We start from the raw sequence: 22,987 nt of genomic DNA on the forward strand, positions 1-22,987 counted from the left end.
ACCGCAGGGCGAGTAGCGATTATATTCATATAGGCTAGCAAGCCCACCCCCGGTTCGCCAGGCATTTGGTCCGGCGATAGCGGGGACACTCCCAAGCAGTGTCGAGGCTGCTGGCGCAATGCATTTGGTCCGGCGATAGCGGGGACACTCCCAAGCAGTGTCGAGGCTGCTGGCGCAATGCATAAGGACTGGCATGGGGGCTCGGCCGGGACGTGTCCCTTGCGCTATGGGGGATCACCAGCCAGGGTCTTCAGCAATGAATCCAGCCTGGGTGTCGCCAGGCCGTGGCGTTTGGCGGCCTGGCAAAGCGGGCCGAGTATGGCGACATGCTCCGTGGGACGCCCTGCCAGCACGTCCTGGAGCATCGAGGCGCGATTGGCGGCGGTGGCTTCCACCACCCGCCAGACCAGGGCGCGCCAGCCATCGAGGCCGCTGCCTTCGGGCGGTGCGATGCCCTCGGCCTGCATCACCCTCGCCACCTCACCGATCACCACCTCCACCTCCTCACGAAACGGCGTTTCGCGAAGCTCGCCATTGCGAATCCTGTGGTGGGCAACCAGGGGGTTGATGGCAGCGTTGATGGCCAGCTTGTGCCATAACCGTCGCCGAATGTCCGGCACCGCCTGAGCCGATAGGCCACTTGTGCTCAACACGCTGGCAACTGCCCTCGCCAGATCGCCATGGCCACCCTCCAGAGAGCCGATCAGGGTGTTGCCCTGGCCGGCGTGGACGACTCGATCATCCGCGGCAACATAGGCCCCTTCGGTGGTGGTGGCGCAGAGCACCGGGCCTGGATGACGTGTAGCGAGTCGTGGCTGGGTATGAAAGCCGTTCTGCCACAGTACCAGCGGGAGGTCGGCGGGAAGTCGGGAAGCGAGCTCAAGATAGGCCGCCTCGGCGGCGTAGGCCTTGGTGGTCAGGTGGAGGAGGTCGGGAGAGCCGCCGGTGGGACGAGTCCGCGTGACCACCTCCATGGCCAGAGCATCGCCCTGGGGGGTGATCAGTGTCTGAAGTGCGGGAAGGGGGCGGCGGCCGAGCAGTGTTACCCGCTGGCCATGTTGGGACAGACGCAGGGCGAGCAGGCGGCCGATGGCACCTGGCCCCACGATCCAGTGTGTCTGAAGCCCCATCAGCGGCTCTCCTTGCGACGTAGGGGGGTGCGACGCTTGCCGCTCCTGGCCGAGCGTCCGGTGCTGCGGCGACCGCTGGTGCGTCGGGACGCCTTGGCCTCGGCGCCTTCGGCGTTGTGCAGTGCCTGGCGCAGGCGTCCGGCATCGGCCGCGCCAAGCAGGGTGCGCAGGTCGGCGACCAGCGACTCGAGGAAGGGAGCGGGGGCGGCGTCCTCTTCGGCGATGGCCCCCAGGCGCTGTTCCCATAGCGCGGTGCGTTCGGGGCGGCTGACCGCTTCGGGCAGTGAGGCGATCAGTGCGCTGCCCAGGCGGGTGGCACGCAGGGCCTTGCCATCACGCACCAGATACCCGCGTTCCACCAGGGTCTCGATGATGCCGGCGCGAGTCGCCTCGGTGCCCAGGCCATCGTGTTCTCGCAGGGTGCGTCTCACGGTGGGGTCGTCGACGTAGCGGCCGATGTTCATCATCGCCTTGATCAGGCTGGCGTCATTGAACGGCTCCGGCGGACGGGTCTCGCGATCCTCCACGCCGCTGTTCTGGACGCGACACCCCTCGCCCTCGCTGAGCGGCGGCAGCGGTGGTGCCTCGTCGCGGGTGGTGAACAGCGGCTTCCAGCCGGGGTCAAGGATCTCCTGACCCCGGGCACGGAACGTTTCCCCGAGGATCAAGAACTCCGCCTTCACGTCGCGGACGGAGAGCGGCGGATAGAACTGGGCGATCACGTTGCGGGCGATCAGCCGAAAGACGTTCGCCTCGGTGGCCGTGAGGCGTGCCATGTCCGCCGGGCGTCCGGTGGGCGCCAGGGCGTGGTGCGCGCCCACCTTGCTGTCACTCCAGGCTCGCGATCGGCGTGTGAAGTCGGCCCCGGCCAACCAGCTGCGCAGGATGGCATCTTCACGGCAGGCACCTTCCAGGGTGCCTCGGGCGGCGGCGAAATGCTCCTCGGGCAGATAGCGACAGTCGGAGCGCGGGTAGGTGATCAGCTGATGGCGCTCATAGAGCGACTGGCAGGTGTCCAGCACGATCTTGGCGGAAATGCCATGGCGCCTGGCGGCATCGACCTGCAGCGCCGACAGTGAGTAGGGCAGGGGAGCGGGCTGGCGCTTCTGCTGGGTCTCCAGCGCCATCAGTCGGCCCTCGGCCCCGGTCAGGCGCTCGGCGAGGCTGGCCGCGGGCTCCCGGGCCAGCAGGCGTCCCTGGTCGTCGAGCGGATGTTGGTCACCGGGTACCCACCAGGCGCGCAGCTCGCCCCGGGGCACTGCAAGATCGGCCCACAATACGAAGAAGGGCCTGGGCGTGAAGCCACGGATCTCGGCGTCCCGGCGCACCACCAGGCCAAGCACCGGTGTCTGTACGCGGCCTACCGAGAGTACACCGTCATGACCGGCCTGACGGCCCGTAAGCGTCCAGGCCCGGGTCAGGTTGATGCCATATAGCCAGTCGGCGCGGGAGCGTGATTCGGCGGCCCGGTAGAGTGGCTGGTAGCGCCGGTTGTCCTCCAGTCGCGACAGGGCCCGCTGAACGGCGGGGCGGTTGAGATCGCTGATCAGCAGTCGTGAGACCCTGCCCTTCCAGCCGAGGTATTCGATCACCTCCTGAACCAGCAGCTGGCCTTCGCGGTCGGGGTCACCGGCATGCACCACCTCGTTGGCGGTCTTGAGCAGCCTGCGAATCGCCGCCAGTTGGCCGCGAGCCTTGGGGCGAGGGGTGAGCTTCCAGTGCTTGGGCAGGATCGGCAGGGTGTCCAGCCGCCACTGTTTGAGGGCCGGGTCATAGGCGTCGGGAGGCGCCTGCTCCAGCAGGTGGCCGAGGCACCAGGTCACGGTGGAGTCGCCCACGACGATCGCTCCCTCCTGCTTGCGGGGGGAGCCGGGCAGGGCGTCGGCGATGGCCCGGGCCAGGCTGGGCTTCTCGGCGATGATCAGGCGCATGGCAGCCTCGCTTGCGGTGAGAATTGAGGATTCTTCCAGTGTTACCGACGCTTGGCTAGGTGTTGCATTGCGATTGTGGTGTACAATTGTTGTATCATTATTCTCATGGGGTCCGGGCGATGCGCGAGCGAGGCAGAACACGCCGGTTGATGGGGCTGGGAGCGCGCACCGGTGGCGCGCTGTTGCGGACTCGCCTGGGCGGGCAGGCCAACTGGCGGGCCCTGGGAGAGGCGCTGTTCGAGGGGCTCTCCGAACTCAAAGGGCCGGCCATGAAACTGGCCCAGATCATGTCCCAGTGGGACGACCTGCTGCCTCCAGACCTTGCCGAGGAGTTGGCCAGGTTGCAGCGCCAGGCCGAACCGATGCCCTGGGAGTCGATCCGCCACACCCTGGATGATCACTATGGCGATATCGACAAGGTGTTTCGCGAGGTCGAGACACGCCCCTTCGCCAGCGCCTCTATGGGCCAGGTGCATCGCGCGGTGACGCATGAGGGGGAGACGCTGGTGCTCAAGGTGCAGTATACGGGGCTCGCCGAGGTGCTGGAGGGAGATCTCGCTCAGGTCCGCCGCCTGATGCGTCTCGGGCGGTGGTTCAAGGTGTCTCAGGCGCGACTCGATGCGCTGTTCGAGGAACTGGCGGCGAGCCTGCGCGGAGAGCTGGACTACTGCGCCGAGGCCGAGGCACTGGCGCGCTATCGACAGCGCTATGCCGACTGGCCGGGCGTGGTGATTCCCGAGCCTCTGCCGGCCTACTCCGGTGAGCGCGTGCTGGCCATGCGCCATGTGCCGGGCATCCCGCTGCGTGACCTGGAGACGGCGGATGACGCCACGCGTCAGCGCATCGCCGCCACCCTGGCCGACTGGCTCACCGAGGAGTTCTTCACACATGGCGAGCTGCATGCCGACCCCCATGCCGGCAACTTCGCCGCCGATGACCAGGCTCGGCTGGTGATCTACGACCTGGGGGCGGTGATCCCGGTGCCTGACGAGCGGCTCAAGGCGATGATGCATCTGCTCGACGCCACCTTGCAGGGGAATGCCATGGCCATGGATAGTGCCCTGCTCGAGCTGGGTGGCCGTCAGGGGCAGGGCGCGCCCCTGTCGCTTTACCGAGAGGCGGCGGAGGCCGTCTCGGCGCTCTTCGCCCCCGGCGAGCAGGACTTTGGCGATGTGCGCGTGCATCGTCGCCTGCGTGAGCTATCACCCAAGGTATGGGCGGCCATGGATCGCCTGCAGCCGCCCGCCGATACCCTACTGCTGTCGCGAACCCTCAACGGTCACTACTGGAACCTGGTGCGCCTCGGCGCCCGGCTCGATATGCAGGCCCGCACCGCACCGCTGTTAGCCTGGGCGCGTCAGCAGGGGTGACACTCTTAGCCCGCTGCGATAGCGAAAGGCGCCGGGGACAGGTCGTAGAGGGGGTCCTATGCCAGGGAAGGCATCGGTAGCGCCCAGGGAAGGGTTCACAGCACCCCCCTCGGCGGTCCGGCGCTCCGGGGCCCGTCGCCGGACTTGAGCTAGACGGCCGCCTAGGCAGGTGCTAGCGGCTGCCAAGCCCCCCGGCGGGCTGGTAGACTGTGCCGTTTTCCGGACGGTGGAGTGCGCAATGCTGGCGGTATGGGTGGAACAGCTGCTGGGATTTGCCTCGGGGGCGCTCAAGGCGATTCGCCAGGATGAGCGCTATCCGGCGCTGATGGTCTGGGCGCGGGAAGAGGGGCCCCGACTGGTGGGCGGCGATCTGTCACTGGCCCAGGCGCTGGCGCCGGAGCTGTGGTCACAGACGCCCCTGGCGCGCCTGGACTTCCGCTGCGAACCGCTGGCGCGCCCCGGGCGAAACGAGCCCTGCTGGTGTGACTCCGGTCGCAAGACCAAACACTGCTGTGGCTCGGTGTCGCTGCCCGGCTCGGTGCCCGAGCACCTGATGTGGATGCTCTCGTTGCGCGACTGGAAGGGCGATACCCTCAAGGCGGCGCTGGACAGCGGCCGTGCCCCCGCCCAGGCGCTGCTCGAGGCGGGGCTGATCGCGGCCGAGACCGGCCAGCGCGGCCGCGCCCAGCAGATTCTCGAGTCACTCTTCGAACGTGGTGACTGGTCTCGACTGCCTGAGCAGGCCGAGCCCGCCTTCGAGATCCTGATCGACCTCTTCCAGGAGCGCGGGTTTCATCGCAAGCGCGAGGCGCTTCTCGATGCGGTGCTCGAGCATGGCCCGCTGTTCCTGCGCGGAGTGGCGCTGGAGCGCCTGTGTCTGATGCATCTCGACAACGACGACCTGGACAGTGCCCGGGCGGCCTTCGTGCGTGCCCAGCAGGCGCTGCCGGACTCGCCGACCCTGGCCTATATCGAGGCCATGCTGCTGCTGCACGAGGGGCACGAGCAGGAGGCCGCCGAGCGAGCGAGTTTCTGGTTTCGTCGTCTGGCACGCCAGGGGGATCTGGCGCCGGAGCAGCTGCAGTTCCTCGCCGACCTGGCCGAGAACCCCGGTGCCACCCTGGCCGAGCAGCTGCTCAATGCCGAGGAAGACCTGGCCGAGCCGCTGGCATCGCTGCAGGCGCTTCTCGAGGAGCTCCCGACCGCCCCGCGCCTGGCCGTGTCATGTAGCGGGGAGGGACGGCTCGAATATCACACCACTGCCCGCGAGGACACCCTGCACGCCGCCTGGCGTCGGGTCTTTCCGGTATCGGGGGTATCCGACTCCCCCCTGGGGCTCGATGATGATCCCTGGCCCGCTGCCGCGGAGTGGCTGCCCGAGCTCTGTCGCCATCCGGAGTGGCTGGATGCGCCGGCAGTCGTCCAGGAACTGACCCTGGCGCTGACCTCGCGCTTCGGCAGCCTGCCCTGGATGGCACCGAGTCTGTTCGTGCCGCTTGCCGTTCGGGTGGAGCGCTGGCTGGAGCAGGTAGCGGCCGAGGGGCCGGGCACCCTGGCCTGGGAAGATGCCGACAACACGCTGCTATTGCGGACGGGGCTTGCGTTGGTGGTCGGCATGGAGCGCGGGGCGCGGGAGCGCTCACGACGGCTCGCCGAAGGCCTGCTGGCCCTGGATAGCCATGACAGCCTGGGGCTTCGCGAGCTGGTGCTCGACCAGCTGTTGCGGGACGGACGCGACAGCGAGGCGCTGGCACTCAGTGAGCAGCCACCGGAAGCCGAGGCCGAGGGGCCGGTGCTGGGCGTGCTGATGGGCCGTGCCCTGGCACTCTATCGCCTCGACCGGCTCGAGGAGGCGGCCCAGGCGCTGGAGGAGACTCATGCCCACAATGCTCACGCGGTGAAGCTGATGTGCGGCGACAGCTCGGCGCCGCCGACGCCAGTGGGCGAGGATGGCCCGGTCGAGCCGGGCAGCCGGGCCGAGGCCTGGCAGTATCGCACCCTGATGCGCGATCAGTGGCGGGCCACACCGGGGGCCCTGGCGTGGCTGCAGGAGTGGCTCAGCCGGTGCTGAGCCATTCTGCCATGTAGGAGGCCGGCCCTGCCGGGCGAATGGCGCCGCCAGGCGCCCGGTATTCATGCTCTCGATGCTTCAGGGGCTGGCATCAGCTCACGGTCGCGGCTGATCCAGAGTGCCAGCAGCACCGCCGGAATCCCCATGACGGCGGAGATCAGGAAGAAGGTGGCATAGCCCTCGACCTCGACGACTAGCCCGCCGAAGCCGCTCAGAAACTTGCCTGGCAGGGTCATCAGCGACGAGAACAGCGCGTACTGCGTCGCGGTGTAGGCCCTCGAGGTCAAGCTGGAGAGGAAGGCGATAAAGACCGCGCTTGCCAGGCCGTTGGCCAGGTTGTCCCCGACGATGGCCATGACCAGCATGGGCAGGCTCTGGCCGGTCAGCGCCAGGGCGCTGAACAGCAGATTGGTCAATGCGGCGGCCGTGGCGCCGAGCACCAGGAGCGGCCCGATGCCGTAGCGTGCCACCAGCAGCCCCCCCAGCATGCCCCCACCGATGCTCATGGCGATACCAAACGCATTGGTGACGTTGGCGATCTCCTTGAGCGTGAAGCCCAGGTCGATATAGAGCGGGTTGGCCATGGACGCCATGGCCAGGTCGCTGATGCGGAATACCGCCACGAAGAGCAGCAGCCACAGGGCCTTGTGCCGATAGCGGGCAAAGAAGTCGGTGAAGGGACAGACGATGGCGCCGATCACCCAGGCACCCAGGCGCCGCAGGAGCTTGGGTCTTCCGCGGCTGGCCCGCAGGAAGGCCCGTACCCGCGGCTCGCGCACCAGCTGGGTACTCAGCGAGAGCCGCTCGGGTTCGGGGCGCACCAGCACCGTGATGATCCCGATGCCCACCAGCGCCGCCATGGTCAGATAGGCGGCCTCCCAGGAGAGCCAGGAGGCGACATAGAGCGCCCCCGCACCGGCCGCCAGCAGGCCACCACGGTAGCCGATGATATAGGTGGAGGCCATGGCCGCCTGGATGTCTTCGGGCGCCGACTCGATGCGGAAGGCATCAATGGCGATATCCTGGGTGGCACTGCCGAAGGCGACCAGCAGGGCGAAGGCGGCCACCAGGGGCAGCTGCCCGAGCGGGTTGACTCCGGCGAGCCCCACCAGTCCGGCGACGATCATCGCCTGAGCCAGCAGCATCCAGCCGCGGCGCTGGCCGAGGCGGCGAGTCAGCAACGGCAGTGGTAGGCGGTCCACTACAGGCGCCCAGAAGAACTTGATCGAATAGAGCATGCCGATCCAGGCGAAGAAGCCGATCGCGGCCACCTCGACTCCGTCGCTGCGCAGCCAGGCCGACAGCGTGGAGAACACCAGCAGGAAGGGCAGGCCGGCGGAGAAGCCCAGGAACAGCATGGTGATGACAGGCGCACGCAGATAGATCGCCAGGGCATCTCGCCAGCTTCTCTGCACGGTAGGCGTCGGCATGGGGCTCTCCTTGCAACGGTGTTAGAATCCTTGCCTCTTTCGCCGGGCGCCCGGCCCGCAAGCGGGGCGCACAAGCAACGAGCGATTGTTGCAGAGCCCCGGCAGTGATACCAGCATCCAGAGCGACGGGAGACCCCATGAAGGAGAGCGATACGATCCGCCAGGAAGAGGATGCGGCCGTGCCGCGCTGGTATGTGATCCAGTGCAAGGGGGGCGAATCCTTTCGCGCCACCGAGAATCTGCTCAACCAGGGCTTCGAGGTCTTCCATCCGGTACTCGACGTTCAGAAGAAGCGCCGCGGCAAGCTGACCTGGGTCACCGAGCCGCTGTTTCCCTACTATCTGTTTATTCGCCTCGACCGGCTGGTCAGCAACTGGCGGCCGATCCGCTCCACCCGGGGCGTATTGAAACTGGTCACCTTCGGCGATACGCCGGTCGCCGTGGATGACAGCCTGGTGGCGACCCTGCGCGACAAGGGTAACGAGCGCGATCAGGATGCCAACTTCTATTTCCAGGCCGGCGAGGTGGTGCAGATCACTGAAGGGCCCTTCAAGGAGCTGCAGGCGGTGTTCGAGAGCCACAAGGGGGAGGAGCGCGCCATCGTGCTGCTCAACATGCTGCAGCGTCAGCAGCGCCTGGAGATGCCGGTCGCCAATCTACGGCGCGGCTAGGTCGCCCTCGCCCAGTCACGTTATCCCCTCCCACTCAGGAGAAGCCCATGACCATCGCTCCCCAGTGTGTCGTCACGCTGCACTATGTGCTGGTTGATGCCGGCGGCCAGGTCCTCGATGACTCCCGCGCCCGTCAGCAGCCCCTCGAATACCTGCACGGCCATCACAACATCGTCGCCGGGCTGGAGCGTGCCCTGGATAGCCAGGCAGAAGGGGCCGAACTGACTGTGACATTGATGCCCGCCGAGGCCTATGGCCTGCGTAACGAGGCCCTCAAGCGCGAGGTGGGGCGGGACGCCTTCCCGGTGCCCGAGCTATCGCCTGGCATGCGTTTCCAGACCCCCGGCGATGATGGCCCCCAGATCGTCACCGTCCTGGAGGTGCGCGACGACAGCGTGCTGATCGACACCAACCACCCCCTGGCCGGTCAAACCCTGCGCTATGAACTCGAGGTGCTGACGGTTCGCGATGCCACCCGTGCCGAGCTCGCCAAGGGACACCCGCTGCCCCCCGACACGGATCACACCCAGGTCGAGGACAAGAAGTTGCTCTGAAAACTGACCTGAATCAATTGCCTGATGGCTCCCGGCAGGCGTAGGAGCGTAACTTGATTCAGATCAGAATTCCCCCTGCCGTTCCGGCTTACAGTGGGCTCAACACATCAGGGCGGGGAGGAGATCAACATGTATCTGGATGACGCTGTCGTCTTCGGGTTAGTTACCGTCGCGATGATGATCGCTTTCATGGGTGGCTGGATCACCTTCATCGTGCGGGATCACCGCAAGAAGCGCTGAAGTCAGTCACGGCACGAGTCGTCAGGGGAGGGGGGAGTCATCCCCCCAGTGGGCCGACCTTCACGGGTCGGCCTTTTTTTGCTTATTCGATTTTGGCTCTTCGCCGATCAGCGCGTGATCGCCAGGCGTTCCTCGGCGGGGCGCCAGTGGCGCTGCCAGGCGCGCATCACCCGCTCCGGGTACCAGGTCTTGCCCAGGCTGCCATTGTAGCGGGCCAGTGCGTCGGTGAGGTCACCGTTCTCCACCGCCAGATAGTGGGCTAGAATCGTGCAGCCATAGCGCAGATTGCGCCAGGGGTCCTTGAGATCATCGGCAGGCAGGCCCAGCTCGCGGATCCAGAATGGCATGATCTGCATCAGCCCAACCGCCCCGGCAGAGGAGACCGCGTCGATTCGAAAGGCGCTCTCCACCTGGATCAGGGCCAGCACCAGCTCGGGAGGCAGGCCCGCCAGCGTTGCCTCGTGATAGACCCGGCGCAGCAGCTCGCGGCGCAGCCCCGGCTCCTTGATATAGCGCTCGAGCGAGGGCTCCATGGCGTTGAGCCATTGACGCGCGGCCCATACCTCGGCCGGTGGGCGAGGGCGGGAGAGCGCCTCATCGAGGGTGGTGCGCAGGGTGTGCGGCGCGGGCGGCAGTGGCTGGACCAGCAACGGCTTGCCGTCGGCCGCGAGCGCGCTCAGGAAGCCCTGCTCGTCGGCCGCTGACGCCGTGGCCAGCCACCCGCCTATCACCAGGGCGACAAGCGGGCGCTGCGCGTTAACCCAGCTGAACCTTCTGACGTAGGAAGTCGAGGATCTCCCCGGCCGGCACCATGGTGGCATCGTTGTCACGGCGTCCCTTGTATTCCAGTTCACCCTTGTCCAGTCCGCGATCGCCCACCACCAGGCGGTGGGGAAGTCCCATCAGCTCGTGGTCGGCAAACTTCACGCCGGGTCGCAGGTCGCGGTCGTCCAGCAGCACCTCGAAACCGGCGGCGCTCAACTCGGCGTAGAGCTTCTCCGACTCCTCGCGTACGCGTTGGGACTTGTGGGCATTCATGGGCACCAGCGCGATATGGAAGGGGGCGAGGGCGTCGGGCCAGATGATGCCGGCGTCGTCATGGTTCTGCTCGATGGCGGCGGCCACCACACGGGTGACACCAATGCCGTAGCAGCCCATCCAGGGGTGGATGGCACGGCCTTCGTCACCCAGCACGTTGGCGTTCATGGCCTCGGAGTATTTCTGCCCCAGCTGGAAGACATGGCCGACCTCGATGCCGCGCTTGATGGCGAGCACACCCTTGCCATCCGGCGAGGGGTCGCCCTCGACCACATTGCGGATATCGGCCACCCTGGGCAGCGCCACATCACGCTCCCAGTTGATGCCGAAGTAGTGTTTCCCGTCGATGTTGGCGCCGGCACCGAAGTCGCTCATCAGCGCCACGCTGCGGTCGATGATGACCGGCATCTCGAGGTTGACCGGCCCCAGGGAGCCGGGACCGGCGCCCACCGCGGCGCGGATCTCCTCTTCACTGGCCATGGTCAGCGGGGCGGCCACCTCGGGCAGGTTCTCGGCCTTCACCTCGTTGAGCTCGTGGTCGCCACGCACCAGCAGGGCGATCAGGCCGCCCTCGGCGGCGTGAACCATCAGTGTCTTGATGGTCTTCTCGATGGGCAGGCCGTGCTGCTCCACCAAGGCGGCGATGGTCCTGGCATCCGGGGTGTCGACCAGGCGCAGCTCCTCGCCGGGGGCGGCGCGCTGAACATCGCTGCCCAGCGGCGCCGGCAGTGCCTCGGCCTTCTCCATGTTGGCGGCGTAGTCGGAGTCGGTAGAGAAGACGATGTCGTCTTCGCCGGACTCGGCCAGCACATGAAACTCGTGGGAGCCGGTGCCGCCGATGGCGCCGTTGTCGGCGATCACCGGGCGGAAGTCCAGCCCCAGGCGGGTGAAGATCCGCGTGTAGGCGTCATACATCGCCTGGTAGGTCTCCTTGAGGGAGTCCTCGTCCACATGGAAGGAGTAGGCGTCCTTCATGATGAACTCGCGGGAGCGCATGACCCCGAAGCGCGGGCGAATCTCGTCGCGGAACTTGGTCTGGATCTGATAGAAGTTGGCCGGCAGCTGCTTGTAGCTGGAGATCTCCTTGCGGACCAGGTCGGTGATCACCTCTTCGTGGGTAGGGCCCACGCAGTAGTCGCGGTCGTGGCGATCCTTGAGGCGCAGAAGCTCCGGTCCGTACTGCTCCCAACGGCCGGACTCCTGCCACAGTTCGGCAGGCTGAACCGCCGGCATCAGCACTTCCTGGGCGCCCGCCCGGTTCATCTCCTCACGCACGATGCGCTCGACCTTGCGCAGGGTCTTCACCCCCAGCGGCAACCAGGTGTACAGGCCGGAGGTGAGGCGGCGGATCATGCCGGCCCGCAGCATCAGCTGGTGGCTGATGACCTCTGCATCGGCGGGGGTTTCCTTCAGGGTGGAAATCAGCATCTGGGTAGCGCGCATGGGTCCGGCGTTTCCTCGGTAGTCAAACAGGGGGGCCGCAAGGGCGGCGATGATGGTGGCATTGTACGGCCAAGCCACGGGCGCGGCAAAAGGAGGCCATTTCCAGGGAGGCACAGATAACTCATGACCAAGGTTAAATTGACTGTTCTTACAACTAGCGTGCTAAATAAGAGCATGAAAGCATCATGACATGATCCATTCTGTCTTTCGGCCTCCACGCCGACCGTAAAAGGAGATGATCTTGGATAGGAGCGACACAAGTTCGATCGAGGCGCGTTGCCGCTGGGCCGGCTGGCAGGACAAGCGGCGTACCGCGGAGCAGGCCGCGGCCTTGATCGAGGATGGCATGACGGTGGGCATGAGCGGTTTTACCCGGGCCGGTGAGGCCAAGGAGGTGCCGCATGCCCTGGCCGAGCGTGCCGCACGGAGTCCGCTCTCGATCACCCTGATGACCGGCGCATCGCTGGGCAATGACCTCGACAAGGTGCTGACCGATGCCAAGGTGCTGTCGCGGCGCATGCCATTTCAGGTCGATGCCACCCTGCGCCGAGCCATCAATGCCGGCGAGGTGATGTTCATCGACCAGCATCTCTCCGAGACCGTGGAGCTGCTGCGCAATCGTCAGCTGGCGGAGATCGATGTGGCGGTGGTGGAGGCCTGTGCCATCACCGAGGAGGGCGGCATCGTGCCCACCTCTTCGGTGGGCAACTCCGCCAGCTATGCGATCCTTGCCGACAAGGTGATCATCGAGCTCAATCTCGACGCTCCCGCCGAGCTCGAGGGGCTTCACGATATCTATATTCCCCAGATGCGGCCCACGCGCACGCCGATTCCCGTGGTGGCGCCGGACTCGCGCATCGGCACCCCCTATATCCCGATCGACCCGCAGAAGATCGCCGCCATCGTGGTGACGAAGGGCAAGGACAGCCCCTCCACGGTGCTGCCGCCGGATGTCGATACGCAGCGAATCGCCGATCATCTGATCAGCTTCTTTTCCGATGAGGTCAGTATCGGACGACTGACGCCCTCGCTGCTGCCCCTGCAGGCCGGCATCGGCACCATGGCCAATGCGGTGATGAGTGGGCTTGCCGAGGGGCCCTTCGAGCATCTGACCATGTACTCCGAGGTGCTTCAGGACTCGACCTTCGACCTGCTCGACTCCGGCAAGCTCGACTACGCCTCCGGCTGCTCCATCACCCTCTCCGAGGCCTGTGGCGAGCGGGTGTGGCCTCGTCTGGATGACTATCGCGACCGTCTGATCCTGCGCCCCCAGGAGCTCTCCAACCATCCGGGGATCGTGCGTCGCTTGGGCATCATCGCGATCAATACCGCCCTTGAGGTGGATATCTATGGCAACGTCAACTCCACCCATGTGGGGGGGACGAAGATGATGAACGGCATCGGCGGCTCCGGCGACTTCGCCCGCAACGCCCAGCTCTCGATCTTCGTCACCAAGTCGGTGGCCAAGGGTGGCGATCTCTCCAGCGTGGTCCCCTTCGCCAGCCATGTGGACCATACCGAGCACGACGTCGATATCCTGGTGACCGAGCATGGTTTGGCCGATCTGCGTGGGCTGGCACCCAGAGAGCGTGCGGTCAGGGTGATCGAGCAGTGCGCCGACCCGCTCTATCGTCCGGCGTTGCGTCGCTACTTCGAGGAGGCCTGCCGACGCGGTGGCCATACGCCGCACTGCCTGGAGCAAGCGCTGTCATGGCATATGGCGGTGGAGCGTGATGGTCATATGCGCAGCCTTCAGGAGGAGAAGGTCGACGCCCTGAGTGCCTGATTTATCGACGATGGCGGTGATCTCAATGCCATCGTCGAATCGCACCCCCTATGTGGGGCTGGATAGCAGAAGTCGCAGCGTCAGGCCCAGCACCAGCGTCGTGGCAACGCTGACCAGGGTGCCCAGCAGCACGTATTCGGTCAGCTTGCGATCCCCCGCCTCACGCAGGTCGCCGTAGCGCAATACCGACTTGGCCGCGAGCAGAAAGCCCACGGCGGCGAGCTGATCCAGAAGCACCAGGGAGAGCACCAGCAGGCGCTCGAGCATGCCGATCTGTGCTCCGGCCTGGTCCAGCGTACCGGTCTCCTCGACCTGGCGGCTCCAGGGTATCAACACCATGGCGATGGCAAACGACAGGGGGCGCGTCACGATCAGGTAGGCCGCCGCCATGCCCAGCACCCCGGGTGAGAGCAGCCAGGCACCGAGGGCTTCCAGCGGTGCCATGCTGCCGAGCCAGGCCAGCCAGATCAGGGTGAGCACGCCCAGGTGCAGCGCCTGATCGAGCAGGAACCAGCGCAAGGTGCCGGGTAGCCGGGCCTTCACCAGATCGATTATCCAGTGGCTGACTCCCACCCCCAAGGCGCCGCCGAGTACTCCTGCCGGCCCCGGCGCGTCGGGCATCAGCCGGGTCGCGACAACCAGCACCAGGGCGGTGAGTCCTCCATGCACGGCACTGTGATAGTAGAGGCGGCGTGAGCGGTGGTGTAGTCGAAAACGCTCTTCGACCCAGTGACGCGGTTGCAGCAGGAAGTCGCCGACCAGATGGGCGAGCACCAGGCCCAGCAGCAGCGAGAGTTCGTTCGACGTCATGGTCAGTCAGCGTCCTTGTCGGCCAGGCGGGTCTCGAGATAGGCGAGGGTATCGCTGAGCAGGGGCCAACGTGCCGCCTTCAGGCGTTTATAAACGCTGGGCTGGCTGATGCCGAGATGCGTCGCCATGGCTTGTTGGGACAGGGTCCGCTCGAGGCTCAGCTGGACCACCTCCGCCGAATAGGTGGACCAGCCAGCGAGCAGGTCATCGAGGAAACGCATCAGCAACGCCAGGCTGCCATCGTCAGGGTCGTCGAGCAGTGTCAGCGCGAGATGCTCGTCGCCCTCTCCCAGGCGATCCAGTCGGCGCCCCGAGGCGACGAAGGGCGCGTCATCGGCCTCGGCGATGCGCAGGTCGGCCTGCCATCTGGCCGGCCCCACGGCCACCGCGATACGGGCATCCCAACGTTGATCGGGTTCGGAGTGTTCGATCAGCGCCGCACGCAAGGCGATGGCCGCCGTCATGGCATGCCGAGCCTGTGGCAGGGCGATCTGGAAACCATCGCCGCGAAAGCGCTCGGCATGACCCTGTTGTTGTCTTGCCAGGCGTTGCAGGCTGTCGTCCAGGAGGCGATAGAGGCGACGGCGGTCGCTCACCTTGCGTGAGTCGACCACGTCGCCGGTCAGCACGGCGATGCGTTGGGGCGGGGCGGTTTTCTCGAACACGCAGACACTCCTTGAGCATGCGTCTCAGTATAGCCGCCTGTGGCTATGTCGCCAGCTTATAGCCCGAAAGGGCTATTACGTAGATTTATAGCTTTTTAGGGCTATTTGGCCAACTCTCGCATGGCGTTCTCCAACCCCTCGAGTGTCATGGGGTACATGCGATCCTCGATCAGCTGACGGATCAGCTGGGTGGAGTGGGTAAAGTCCCAGGTGTTACGTGGCATGGGGTTGAGCCACACCAGACGCGGGAACTTGTCGATCACGCGCTTTAGCCACACCGCACCGGCCTCGTCATTGAAGTGCTCCACGCTGCCGCCGGGATGGGTGATCTCGTAGGGCGACATGGCCGCATCGCCAACGATCACTACCTGATAGTCATCGCCATAGGTGTGCAGCAACTCCATGGTCGGGATGCGTTCGGCATGACGGCGAGTCTGGGTGCCGGCATTGCTTCGCCACACCCCCTCGTAGATGCAGTTATGGAAGTAGTAGGCTTCCAGATGCTTGAACTCCGAACGGGCCGCCGAGAACAGCTCCTCGCAGGTGCGGATATGGTCGTCCATGGAGCCGCCCACATCGAGCAGCAGCAACACCTTCACCGCGTTATGGCGCTCGGGGCGCATCTGGACATTGAGCAGGCCGGCATCCCGCGCGGTTTCGCGAATGGTGGCATCGACATCGAACTCCTCCGCGGCCCCCTGGCGCGCGAACTTCCTGAGCCGACGCAGCGCCATCTTGGTATTGCGCGTGCCAAGCTCCAGGGAGTCGTCGTAGTCGCGAAAGCGGCGCTCATCCCACACCTTGACCGCACGCCGGTGGCGGGAGCCATCCTGGCCGATGCGAATTCCCTCCGGGTTATAGCCGTAGGCACCGAAGGGACTGGTGCCGCCGGTACCGATCCACTTGTTGCCCCCGGCATGGCGCTCCTTCTGCTCCTCGAGACGCTTCTTGAAGGTCTCGATCAGCTGCTCGAGGCCGCCCAGGGATTCGATCCGGGCCTTCTCCTCATCGGAGAGCTGCTTCTCGAACTCGCGGCGCAGCCAGTCATCGGGGATCAGTGCCTCGATGGCGGCGTCGAGGTTCTCGAGACCTTCGAACCAGGCGGAAAAGGCGCGATCGAAGCGGTCGAAGTGGCGCTCATCCTTGACCATCACGGTGCGGGCAATCTGGTAGAACGCCTCCATGTCGGCGAAGACCACGCCGCGTTCCACCACCGCATGGAGGTCGAGCAATTCGCGCAGCGATACCGGGACGCCGGCACGCTTGAGGGTCTCGAACAGGCCGATAAACATGGTTCAGCGCCTCTGGTTGCCCTGGCGGCGCATCATGAAGGCCAACCGCTCCAGTAACTGGGTATCCTGTTCGTTCTTGACCAGCGCGCCTGCCAGCGGTGGGATCGCCTTGACCGGGTCGCGCTGATAGAGCGCCTCGCGTGCCAGCTCGTCGCTCATCAGCAGCTTCAGCCAGTCGACCAGCTCCGAGGTGGAGGGCTTCTTCTTGAGGCCCGGGGCCTGACGCAGGTCGAAGAACACCTCCAGCGCCTCGCTGACCAGCTTTGGGGCGATATCGGGGAAGTGCACATCGACGATCGCCTGCATGGTGTCGCGGTCGGGAAACTCGATGTAGTGGAAGAAGCAGCGGCGCAGGAAGGCGTCGGGCAGCTCCTTCTCGTTGTTGGAGGTGATGATGATGATCGGGCGGTGGCGGGCGGTGATGGTCTCGCCGGTCTCGTAGACATGGAACTCCATGCGATCCAGCTCCTGGAGCAGATCGTTAGGGAACTCGATATCCGCCTTGTCGATCTCGTCGATCAGCAGTACCACCCGCTTGTCGGCGGTAAAGGCGTCCCACAGCTTGCCGGGCTTGATGTAGTTGGCGACGTTCTCCACGCCCTCGACGCCCAGCTGGGAGTCACGCAGGCGGCTTACCGCATCGTACTCGTAGAGCCCCTGGGCGGCCTTGGTGGAGGACTTGATATGCCAGGTGTGCAGCTCGGTGCCCAGCGAGGCCGCCAGCTCCTCGGCGAGCAGGGTCTTGCCGGTACCCGGCTCACCCTTGATCAGCAGCGGACGCTCCAGGGTCACCGCGGCGTTGACCGCCTGCTTGAGTGCCTCGGTAGCCACATAGGTGGAAGTGGAATCAAACGCCATGAGTCATGCCTCGACTTGTCATCAGAGGGGTAAAGGGATCAAACAAGTGTACGGAAGGGCGCCAGCAGGGACAAACCCAGCACTGTTATGCAAGAAGGATTACCAAGTTAACAGCCAGGCCAGGGTTTCATGGTTTATCTGTAGACTTGTGAAAGGGTGGCCCAGGAATCTTCAAGGGAGGAAACATGCTTCGCAACCTCTATGCATCACTTCCCGATAAGCTGGAAGAAGAGCAGTTCGATGAGTTGGCCGCCGGCCAGGGGGTGCGCATCGAGCGCATCGTCTCGCGCGGCCACAGTTCGCCTGAAGAGGGATGGTACGATCAGCCCCAGCACGAGTGGGTAGCGGTGCTGCAGGGGCGTGCGGTACTGGCCTTCGCGACGGGCGAGGAGCGAGAGCTCGGCCCGGGCGATCATCTGGTGATTCCGGCACACTGCCGACACCGCGTGACGTGGTCGGATCCGGAGCAGACGACCATCTGGCTGGCGGTGCACTATGAGGGATAGCCTTCGTCTGGGTGCATGGCCTTCGCCTGGAGCCTGTATCAAACTGTGTCCGAAATGGCGTGCCACAAAGGGATCTGAACCATGCGATTGAGGATACTCTCCGATCTGCACCTCGAGTGCTTCGATGAAGGGCGAGAGCTGCCGGATGTGGAGTGTGACGCGGTGATTCTGGCCGGTGATGTCTCGCGCAGGACCCGAGGGCTCGAGTGGGCGGCCAAGCGCTTCGCCGGCACGCCGATTCTCTATGTCCCCGGCAACCATGAGTTCTACCGGACCCGCATGCCGGTGCTACGCCAGGAGCTGGCCGACGAGGCGGCAAGGCTCGGCATCCACCTGCTCGACAACCGCTCACTGACCCTGGACGGCGTGCGCTTCTATGGCACCACCCTGTGGACCGACTTCGACCTTTACGCCGGAGAGCCCGATCATGACCCGGCGCTTACCGAGGAGAGGGTACTGGCCTTTATGCCGGACTTTCGCATCGTCGAGCAGCCGGAAGGCGTGGTGTTCACCCCGGCGGAGAGCCGCCGCCTGCATGCCCAGGCACGGGGCTGGCTGGAGTCGGCGCTCGCCGAGCCCTTCGGTGGCCCCCGGGTGGTGATCAGCCACCATGCGCCGCTGGCCGAGTGCATTCCGCCCGGCTATCGGGGCGATGCGGCCTCGCCGGCCTTCGCGTCTCATCTGCCCGAGCTGATGGGGCGCATGGACCTCTGGATCCACGGCCACGTCCACGAGCCGGTCGATATCGAAATCGCGGGGACCCGCGTTATCGCCAACCCAGGCGGCTACCCGGGAGAGTTCGACCCGCCGCTCTTTAATCCTCATCTGGTCGTCGAGGTGCCGGGGGCATGAGGCTGTCGCACGTCACTCCTGTGCTGCCTGCCGTCCGAACTGCAGCTCGGCCAGGTGGCGATAGAGCGGGCTCGAGTCGAGCAGTTCATCATGGCTCCCGGCGGCCACCAGGCGTCCCTCGTCGATCACCAGGAGTCGGTCGGCGGCGACCACCGTGGCCAGGCGGTGGGCGATCACGAGGCTCGTGCGTCCCACCATCAGCCGGTCCAGGGCCTGCTGTACCAGGCGCTCGCTCTCGGCATCCAGGGCGCTGGTCGCCTCGTCCAGCAACAGCACCCGGGGATCCTTGAGCAGCGCCCGGGCAATCGCCAGGCGCTGGCGCTGGCCGCCGGAGAGCTGCACGCCCCCGGGACCCAGCGGGGTGTCGAAGCCCTTGGGTAGCGCCTCGATAAAGGCCAGGGCATTGGCCGCCTCGGTCGCCGTGCGCAGGGCCTGGTTAGAGGCGTCGGGGTCCCCGTAACGCAGGTTGTCGGCCACGCTGCCGGTAAACAGCACCGGCTCCTGGGCCACCAGGCCCAGGGCCGAACGCAGCTCGAAGGGGGCCAGGTCGCGAAGGTCGATGCCGTCGAGGCGCAGGGTGCCGCGGTCCGGGTCATGGAAGCGCAGCAGCAGCGCGAGCAGGGTGCTCTTGCCGGCACCCGAGGGGCCGACCAGCGCCACCCGCTCGCCCGGGCGGATGGTCAGGTCGATGGCCTCGAGCGCCGGGGTCTCCCGGCCCGGATAGGTGAAGCTCACTCCCTCCAGGCGAATCTCCCCGGCCAGTGGCCGAGGCAGGGGTGTCGGCCGACTCGGTGGTGCGATGCCAGGGCGGGTGTCGAGCAGCTCCAGCAGTCGCTCGGCGGCCCCCGCCGCGCGCTGCACATCACCGGCCACCTCGGCGAGTGTGGCCACGGCGCCGGCCGCCAGGACGGCATAGAAGACGAAGGCCGAGAGCTCGCCGGCGCTCATCTCACCGGCGAGCACCGCCAGGCCGCCCTGCCATAGCATAAGGCCCACCGCCGCAAAGACCACCAGCATGGCGATGCCGGTCAGCCAGGCGCGTTGGCGGGTGCGCGCGATGGCGCTGGCAAAGGCCTCTTCGACGCGGCCCGCATAGTCGCGCCGATCGAGCCGCTCATGGGTAAAGGCCTGGATGGTACGGATGCCGGAGAGCGCCTCGTCGGCATAGCGGCCGAGTTCCGCCACCCGGTCCTGGCTGGCCCGGGAGAGCCCCCGCACCCGCCTGCCGAACCATAGGATCGGCAGCACCGTGGCCGGGATGCCCACCAACACGATGGCCGACAGCCATGGCTGGGTCGCCAGCATCAGCATGACGGCACCGATCAGCATCAGCAGGTTGCGCAGGGCCAGGGAGATCGAGGAGCCGAACAGGCTCTGCAACACGCTGGTATCGGCGGTGAGTCGCGAGGTGATCTCGCCGGCGGCCTGGCCCGGTGCCTGGGCACTCTCGAAGAAGCCGGGCTCCAGGGTCAACAGGTGGTCGAAGACCCGACGGCGCAGGTCCGCGGCAAGTCGCTCACCGATCCAGGACACCAGGTAGTAGCGTAGTGCCGAGGCCATCGCCAGCACCGTGACCACGACCAGCATCATGCCCAGGGTGCGTCCCAGGGCGGCGCTGTCGGCATCCATGAAGCCGCGGTCGATCACCAGGCGCAGCCCCTGGCCCAGCAGCAGCACGCTGCCCGAGGCCAGCAGCAGGGCCAGGGCGGCGAGCAGCAGGCGCCATCGGTAGGGGGCCAGCAGGCCCAGCAGGCGCAGCAGTACGCGAGGGTCGGGACGTGATGACATCACAGCCTCCCTAGCCCTGACCCTTGAGCTGCTCCTTGAGCTGCTTGGGCACCTGCTTGATGATCAGGCGGTCGCTTGTCTCGTCGTACTCGACGCTGGAACCCAGCAGATGGGAGTCGAAGCTGATCGAGACGCCGCCGGCGCGCCCGGTAAAGCGCTTGAACTGGTTCAGGGTCTTGCGATCCGGCGGGATCTCCGGCGACAGCCCGTAGTCGGCATTGCGGATATGGTCGTAGAAGGCCTTGGGCTGCTGCTCGTCGAGCAGCCCCGAGAGCTCCTCCAGGGTGATCGGCTCGCCCCGGCTGGCCTGCTCGCTGGCATAGTCCACCAGGGTCTCGGTCTTCTCTCGGCTGCTCTCTTCGGGCAGGTCCTCTTGCTCCACGTAGTCGCTGAAGGCCTTGAGCAGGGTGCGGGTCTCCCCCGGGGCATCGACGCCCTCCACGGCACCCAGCAGGGCCGCGAAGCCCTCGGCCAGCGCCTTGCCGCCGCGCTCACGGCTCCAGGAGAGATACTGTCGGGAGTCGCCGCGCTGCCACTGGCTGATATCGAGCCGAGCGGCCAGGCTCATCTGGGTCATATTGAGCTGGCGCGCCGGCGTCGGCTGCAGGTCGTCGTCGATGGCGAATCCCTCTCGATGGTGCAGCACGGCCAGGGTCAGGAAGCGAGCATCGCCGAAACGCGTGTCCAGCACCATCAGGTCACCGGAAACGGAGAGGTGGGCATCCAGCAGCCTGGCGAGACGTTCGGCGAGGTCTCGTGTCAAGGCAACGAAGTCGTGCTGCTCCTCGAGGTAGGCGGTGAGCTCCGTCGCCAGTGCTGAGGGGCCCGCATTACCCTCATCGACCTGGTCGCTCTCCGCGAAATGACCCCATGCCTTGTTCTTGGCGTGGTAGGCGCGGGTCAGCCCCTCGAGCATGGACTCCAGGGCCTCCGACTCGGGCAGGGGGGCGCTTGCCGGCAGCAGGCGGGCCGGTGTGTCACCGCTCTTTTCGATGCGATGAACGATGGCGTTGAGGATGGGCATGGGACCTCCCGCGATGGTGGACGAGGGCAGGCATGATACCCGCCACTGCCTTCTGCCGATAGGCGACCACCCGCCAGCGTCCGTCGAGGCAGGCGGTCATCGAGCCGTGGGTGAGCTACCCTCAATATCGATAGCATGGGCCCCGCATGGACGAGGAAACCAAAATGAAACGCAGCATGACACTCTTTGCAGCAGGTGCGCTGAGCCTGAGTGGCTGGGCGACACAGGCCCTGGCCGATGAGGTCACGGAGCAGATCGAGCTGGGCCTGGAGCTCTACCAGGGTGACGAGTATGGCGCGGCGATCACCGAGCTTGAGTTCGCCATCAGCGATATCCGCAAGCTGATGTCGTCGCGAATCGCCGAGACCTTTCCCGACCCTCCCGAAGGGTGGAGCGCGGCCGAGGTTAACACCAGTGGCGGTGGCGGGGCGGCCGCAATGTTCGGAGGTGGGGGCAGCATGCTGGAGCGGGAGTATCGGCAGGAGGGGGGAGAAGGTCGGCTGACCGCTCAACTGATGATCGATAACCCGATGATTCAGGCCATGTCGGCGATGTTCAGCAACCCGGCGCTGATCGCCGCTCAACCCAATATGGAGCGTATTCGCATCGGGCGTGAGTCGGCCATCCTCAAGTGGGACGCGGCTAACGGCAGCGCCGAGGCTTCCTTCCTGATGGATGGGCGCATTCTGATGCAGGTCAACGGCAGCGGGTTGGCGTCGGAGGAGCCGGCGGTGTCATTGCTCAAGGCGTGGGATCTCGACGCCGTGCGCGAGCACTCCGCGCGCTAGCCTCCTGGTCAGGTCCCTTTACTACACCACTACAGCTACTACAGCCCCCCTCTACAGCCCCCTTTCTTCGCCGGGGGCTGTAGAGGGGGGCTGTGCCTTTCGTCATTCGGGGCTTTCGTCATTCGGGGCATTCGATCTATCTACTTTATCTCGAAGGAGTGGCGTTCCAGCACCTCCCCGCTGTCACTGGCCGTGTAGCGCAGCTCGTAGCTGCCCGCTGTCGATGGGGCGAACAGCTGCAGCGGACTGCCCTGGCTGGCGCGTGCCTCGCGGATGGCCTTGGCATCATCGGGGGCATCGGCCGCCACGATCTGGATAACGTCCTCGTAGCGCCCCGGGCCCTGCCAGTTCACCTCGATCACCCCTCCGGCCTCGGGGCTCCCCTCGATGGCCAGGCTGACCTCGCCGGCGCCCACGCTGACCGGTAGGCTGGCCAGGGTTCTTCCCGACTGCTGAATCACATAGCGCACCTCGTATTCGCCCGGCTCGGCGGGAGCGTCGAGGGTGACTGGCGAGCCTCTGCTGGTCCGCACATAGTCGGCATAGCTCCCCTCGGGGGCACCGGCCTCGACGATGGTGATGTAGTCACGGGGGTTGTCCGGGCCTACCCACTCCACCTGAAACCTGCCGCTCGGCAGAATGGGGTCGTTGACCATCAGTTGCGCCGTTGCAGGCACGAGAGTGATCGACTGGCTGGCAAGGGTGCGCTTGGACTGCTGGATCACGTAGCGGATCTCGTG

Annotated in this window: 21 protein-coding genes; 9 read left to right on the forward strand and 12 right to left on the reverse strand. The window is 66.1% G+C overall.

Going from position 1 to position 22,987, the window contains the following annotated elements:
* Positions 1 to 224: 224 nt before the first annotated feature.
* Complete coding sequence (locus tag Q0894_RS04100; RefSeq protein WP_299231767.1) at positions 225 to 1,130, reverse strand: 2-dehydropantoate 2-reductase; 906 nt, start codon at positions 1,128 to 1,130, stop codon at positions 225 to 227.
* A complete protein-coding gene (locus Q0894_RS04105; protein WP_299231769.1) occupies positions 1,130 to 3,061 on the reverse strand; it encodes a DNA topoisomerase III in 1,932 nt (643 codons plus the stop codon). The genes Q0894_RS04100 and Q0894_RS04105 overlap by 1 nt, the downstream gene beginning before the upstream one ends.
* 119 nt (positions 3,062 to 3,180) lie before the next feature.
* Between Q0894_RS04105 and Q0894_RS04110 the strand changes: the two genes are divergently transcribed.
* On the forward strand, positions 3,181 to 4,431 hold the full coding sequence (locus Q0894_RS04110; protein ID WP_299231771.1) for an AarF/ABC1/UbiB kinase family protein: 1,251 nt from the start codon (positions 3,181 to 3,183) through the stop codon (positions 4,429 to 4,431).
* Positions 4,432 to 4,669: 238 nt separating this feature from the next.
* Positions 4,670 to 6,502, forward strand: coding sequence for an SEC-C domain-containing protein (locus tag Q0894_RS04115; protein WP_299231774.1), 1,833 nt, complete (start codon positions 4,670 to 4,672; stop codon positions 6,500 to 6,502).
* Positions 6,503 to 6,564: 62 nt separating this feature from the next.
* Here the strand turns inward: Q0894_RS04115 and Q0894_RS04120 are convergent, their stop codons facing one another.
* Entirely contained in the window at positions 6,565 to 7,932 is a 1,368-nt protein-coding gene (locus Q0894_RS04120; protein WP_299231776.1) for an MFS transporter, read from the reverse strand.
* A 137-nt stretch (positions 7,933 to 8,069) separates the two neighbouring features.
* Here Q0894_RS04120 and rfaH point away from each other — a divergent pair, with 137 nt between their 5' ends.
* The 3 genes from rfaH to ccoM all read left to right on the forward strand — a co-directional run bounded on the left by rfaH (position 8,070) and on the right by ccoM (position 9,397).
* Positions 8,070 to 8,603 carry a transcription/translation regulatory transformer protein RfaH gene (rfaH, locus tag Q0894_RS04125; RefSeq protein ID WP_132043956.1) on the forward strand — a complete coding sequence of 178 codons (534 nt, stop codon included), beginning with the start codon at positions 8,070 to 8,072 and terminating at the stop codon, positions 8,601 to 8,603.
* Between the two features lie 47 nt (positions 8,604 to 8,650).
* Positions 8,651 to 9,157, forward strand: coding sequence for a peptidylprolyl isomerase (locus tag Q0894_RS04130; protein WP_299231781.1), 507 nt, complete (start codon positions 8,651 to 8,653; stop codon positions 9,155 to 9,157).
* A gap of 129 nt (positions 9,158 to 9,286) precedes the next feature.
* Positions 9,287 to 9,397: a cytochrome c oxidase subunit CcoM gene (gene ccoM / locus Q0894_RS04135; protein ID WP_299231783.1), complete on the forward strand. Its 111-nt coding sequence runs from the start codon at positions 9,287 to 9,289 to the stop codon at positions 9,395 to 9,397.
* Positions 9,398 to 9,504: 107 nt separating this feature from the next.
* On the opposite strand, the gene Q0894_RS04140 is transcribed toward ccoM, so the two are convergent.
* Entirely contained in the window at positions 9,505 to 10,044 is a 540-nt protein-coding gene (locus tag Q0894_RS04140; protein WP_299231806.1) for a lytic transglycosylase domain-containing protein, read from the reverse strand.
* 109 nt (positions 10,045 to 10,153) lie between these two features.
* Positions 10,154 to 11,878 carry a proline--tRNA ligase gene (locus Q0894_RS04145; protein ID WP_299231785.1) on the reverse strand — a complete coding sequence of 575 codons (1,725 nt, stop codon included), beginning with the start codon at positions 11,876 to 11,878 and terminating at the stop codon, positions 10,154 to 10,156.
* A 241-nt stretch (positions 11,879 to 12,119) separates the two neighbouring features.
* Here Q0894_RS04145 and Q0894_RS04150 point away from each other — a divergent pair, with 241 nt between their 5' ends.
* Entirely contained in the window at positions 12,120 to 13,664 is a 1,545-nt protein-coding gene (locus Q0894_RS04150) for an acetyl-CoA hydrolase/transferase family protein (RefSeq protein ID WP_299231787.1), read from the forward strand.
* 48 nt (positions 13,665 to 13,712) lie between these two features.
* Here Q0894_RS04150 and Q0894_RS04155 read toward each other — a convergent pair whose 3' ends face one another.
* The 4 genes from Q0894_RS04155 to Q0894_RS04170 all read right to left on the reverse strand — a co-directional run bounded on the left by Q0894_RS04155 (position 13,713) and on the right by Q0894_RS04170 (position 17,289).
* Complete coding sequence (locus tag Q0894_RS04155; RefSeq protein WP_299231789.1) at positions 13,713 to 14,474, reverse strand: DUF3307 domain-containing protein; 762 nt, start codon at positions 14,472 to 14,474, stop codon at positions 13,713 to 13,715.
* Positions 14,475 to 14,476: 2 nt separating this feature from the next.
* Positions 14,477 to 15,139, reverse strand: a complete 663-nt coding sequence (locus Q0894_RS04160; protein ID WP_299231791.1) for a hypothetical protein — start codon at positions 15,137 to 15,139, stop codon at positions 14,477 to 14,479.
* A 101-nt stretch (positions 15,140 to 15,240) separates the two neighbouring features.
* On the reverse strand, positions 15,241 to 16,431 hold the full coding sequence (locus Q0894_RS04165) for a VWA domain-containing protein (RefSeq protein ID WP_299231792.1): 1,191 nt from the start codon (positions 16,429 to 16,431) through the stop codon (positions 15,241 to 15,243).
* 3 nt (positions 16,432 to 16,434) lie between these two features.
* On the reverse strand, positions 16,435 to 17,289 hold the full coding sequence (locus Q0894_RS04170) for a MoxR family ATPase (RefSeq protein ID WP_195687661.1): 855 nt from the start codon (positions 17,287 to 17,289) through the stop codon (positions 16,435 to 16,437).
* A gap of 185 nt (positions 17,290 to 17,474) precedes the next feature.
* Between Q0894_RS04170 and Q0894_RS04175 the strand changes: the two genes are divergently transcribed.
* Together Q0894_RS04175 and Q0894_RS04180 are read left to right on the forward strand one after the other, a co-directional pair.
* Positions 17,475 to 17,795: a cupin domain-containing protein gene (locus Q0894_RS04175; RefSeq protein WP_299231795.1), complete on the forward strand. Its 321-nt coding sequence runs from the start codon at positions 17,475 to 17,477 to the stop codon at positions 17,793 to 17,795.
* An 81-nt stretch (positions 17,796 to 17,876) separates the two neighbouring features.
* Complete coding sequence (locus Q0894_RS04180) at positions 17,877 to 18,647, forward strand: metallophosphoesterase family protein (protein ID WP_299231797.1); 771 nt, start codon at positions 17,877 to 17,879, stop codon at positions 18,645 to 18,647.
* A gap of 12 nt (positions 18,648 to 18,659) precedes the next feature.
* On the opposite strand, the gene Q0894_RS04185 is transcribed toward Q0894_RS04180, so the two are convergent.
* Positions 18,660 to 20,435 carry an ABC transporter transmembrane domain-containing protein gene (locus Q0894_RS04185; protein WP_299231798.1) on the reverse strand — a complete coding sequence of 592 codons (1,776 nt, stop codon included), beginning with the start codon at positions 20,433 to 20,435 and terminating at the stop codon, positions 18,660 to 18,662.
* A gap of 10 nt (positions 20,436 to 20,445) precedes the next feature.
* The gene (gene yejK / locus Q0894_RS04190) at positions 20,446 to 21,459 is read right to left on the reverse strand and encodes a nucleoid-associated protein YejK (protein WP_299231800.1); all 1,014 of its coding nucleotides are present in this window, start codon (positions 21,457 to 21,459) and stop codon (positions 20,446 to 20,448) included.
* A gap of 164 nt (positions 21,460 to 21,623) precedes the next feature.
* Between yejK and Q0894_RS04195 the strand changes: the two genes are divergently transcribed.
* Complete coding sequence (locus Q0894_RS04195; protein WP_299231802.1) at positions 21,624 to 22,247, forward strand: hypothetical protein; 624 nt, start codon at positions 21,624 to 21,626, stop codon at positions 22,245 to 22,247.
* Between the two features lie 140 nt (positions 22,248 to 22,387).
* Here Q0894_RS04195 and Q0894_RS04200 read toward each other — a convergent pair.
* A partial coding sequence (locus tag Q0894_RS04200; RefSeq protein ID WP_299231804.1) for a hypothetical protein occupies positions 22,388 to 22,987 on the reverse strand: 600 nt, incomplete at its 5' end.

The organism is uncultured Halomonas sp. (assembly GCF_947501415.1).
Lineage (GTDB): Bacteria > Pseudomonadota > Gammaproteobacteria > Pseudomonadales > Halomonadaceae > Halomonas.